Source organism: Streptomyces sp. NPDC051180 (assembly GCF_040689545.1).
Lineage (GTDB): Bacteria > Actinomycetota > Actinomycetes > Streptomycetales > Streptomycetaceae > Streptomyces.
In genome coordinates, this window is sequence record NZ_JBFBBC010000039.1 from 1 (window position 1) to 2,910 (window position 2,910).

At 72.6% G+C, this 2,910-nt stretch carries 1 protein-coding gene; it reads left to right on the plus strand.

Features of this window, described 5'->3' with window-relative positions; genetic code table 11:
* Positions 1-2,910, plus strand: a 2,910-nt coding sequence (locus AB0424_RS30930; protein ID WP_366310238.1) for an amino acid adenylation domain-containing protein, incomplete at both ends; no start/stop codon positions are given.

Sequence of the window (2,910 nt, forward strand, 5' to 3'; positions counted from 1 at the left end):
TTCGACCTGACGTTCGCCTTCGGCGAGCGGCGGACCGCGGACGGCAGCCCCGACGGACTCGACATCACCGTCGAGTACGCCACCGACCTCTACGAGCGCTCCACGGCCCAGGCCGTCGCCGAGCGGCTCGTCCGCCTCCTGACCGCCGCCGTCGCCGACCCCGACCAGCCGGTCTCCCGGCTGGCCCTCCTCACCGACGAGGAGACCCACAGCCTGGCGCAGTGGGCCGGAGCCGCCACCGAGGCACCCCGCCTCGGTCTGGACGGCCTGTTCGCCGGCCAGGCGGCGCGGTCGCCCGAGGCGCCCGCGCTGGTCTTCGAGGACCAGGTGATCTCGTACGGCGAACTGGACGTCTGGTCCAACCGTCTGGCGCGTCACCTGACCGGCCGGGGCGTGCGTCCCGGCGATCTGGTGGCGGTGCACGTCGAGCGGTCGCCGCACATGGTGGCCTCCCTGCTCGCGGTGCTGAAGGCGGGCGCCGGCTACACGATGCTGGACCCGCTGTTCCCGGTGGAGCGGCTCAACGGCGTCCTGGGACAGGTGGCGCCCGCGGCGCTCCTGACCCAGACCCACCTCGCCGAACTCCGCACCGAAGCGGTCGTGGTCGACCTGACGGCCGACGTCGCCGAGATCAGCGGCCTCCCCGGGACCCCGGTGGAGACCGGCGGTTCACCGGAGTCGGTGGCCTGCGTGATGTTCACCTCGGGCTCGACGGGTCTGCCGAAGGGCGTGATGGCGTCGCACCGGGCGCTCGCCGCGACCTTCGTGGGACCGGACTACCTGGCCTTCGGCCCGCAGCAGACGTTCCTGCAGTGCTCCCCGGTCTCCTGGGACGCCTTCGCCCTCGAAGTGTTCGGCCCGCTGCTGCACGGCGGTGTCTGCGTCCTCCAGCCCGGTCAGCACACCGACCCGAACCTCATCGCCGAGTTGGTCGAGCAGCACCGGGTCACCACGCTCCAGATGTCCGCCAGTCTCTTCAACCACATGCTCGACGAGTACCCGGCCGTCTTCCGGGAGATCCGCGAGGCCATGACGGCCGGCGAGGCCGCCTCGCCCGCACACGTCACCCGCGCCCTCACGGACCACCCCCAGCTGCACCTGCTCAACGGGTACGGCCCGGCCGAGAGCATGGGCTTCACCACCGCCTTCGTCATCGAGCCCGGCATCGCCGCCGGCGCCGCGAGCATCCCGGTCGGCGGTCCGCTCTCCGGCAAGCACGCCTACGTGCTCGACGCCGACCTGGAGCTCGTGGCCCCCGGTGTGCCGGGTGAGCTGTACGTGGCCGGTCACGGCCTCGCGCACGGCTACATCGGCCAGCAGGCCCTGACCGCCGACCGGTTCGTCGCCAACCCGCACGGCCCCGCGGGCTCCCGGATGTACCGCACGGGCGACCTGGCCCGCTGGAACAAGCAGGGCGCGCTGGAGTACCTCGGACGCGGCGACGAGCAGATCAAGCTGCGCGGCTTCCGCATCGAACCCGGCGAGATCGAGGCCGCGCTGATGGCACACGACGCGGTGGTCCAGGCCGCCGCCGTCGTCCGGGAGGACCGGCCCGGCGACAAGCGCCTCGTCGCCTACGCGGTCGCGGAGGCGACCCCGGAGGAGCTGCGCCGGCACGTCGCCGCGCGGCTGCCCGAACACCTGGTTCCCTCGGCCTTCGTCGTCCTGGACGAGCTGCCGCGCACGGTCAACGGCAAGCTCGACCGGCGCGCCCTGCCCGCACCCGACGACGGCGTCCCGTCCGAAGGCGGCCGCGCCCCGCGCAACCCGGCCGAGGAGATCCTCTGCGGCCTCTTCGCCGACACGCTCGGGCTGGAATCCGTCGGCCCGGACGACAACTTCTTCCACCGCGGCGGACACTCCCTCCGCGCCACCAAGCTCACCTCCAAGATCCGTGACGCCTTCGGCGTGCGGCTCGGAGTGCGGGAGGTCTTCCAGCACCCGACCGTGGCCCGGCTCGCGGAACTGATCGCGGTGAGCGCCGGCGAGGAGGAGCGCCCCGCGCTGACGGCCGGCGAGCGTCCCGAGCGTCTCCCGCTCTCCTCGGCCCAGCAGCGCCTGTGGTTCCTCGACCAGTTGGAGGGACCCTCACCGACCTACAACATCCCGCTGGCCGTACGCCTCACCGGCGCCCTCGACGCGGAGGCGCTGCGCCTCGCGCTCGGCGACGTCGTCGTACGCCACGAATCCCTCCGGACCTCCTTCCCCTCCGAGGGCGGCCTGCCTCATCAGGCGGTCCGACCTCTCGCGGCGACCGACCTCACGCTCCCGGTGACCCCGGTGACGGAGGAGTCCCTGCCCCAGGTGCTGGCCGGACTGTCCGGCACCACGTTCGACCTCTCCACCGATCTGCCCATCCGCGCGGATCTGCTGGAGCTGTCCCCCGAGGAGCACGTGCTCCTGGTGGTGATGCACCACATCGCCTCCGACGGCTGGTCGAACGGCCCGCTCCTGCGGGACCTCGCTGCGGCGTACACGGCCCGCAGCGAGGGAGCAGCCCCCTCGTGGGCGCCGCTCCCGGTCCAGTACGCCGACTACACCCTGTGGCAGCGGAGTCTCCTCGCCATCGATGAGGAGCGTCAACTCGCCTTCTGGCGCGAGCAGTTGGCCGAGCTGCCGGAGGAGGCGACCCTTCCCGCGGACCGACCGCGGCCGGCCGTCGCCTCCTATCGCGGGGCCACCCACAAGGTGACCGCCCCCGCTCGGACGCACGCTGCCCTGACCGGGCTGGCGCGCGAGACCGGAACCACCCTGTTCATGGTCGCCCAGGCCGCGGTCGCCACCGTGCTCGCACGGTGCGGCGGCGGGACGGACATCCCGATCGGTTCGCCGGTCGCGGGACGGACGGATCAGGCTCTCGACGATCTCGTGGGCTTCTTCGTCAACACGTTGGTTCTGCGTACGGATCTG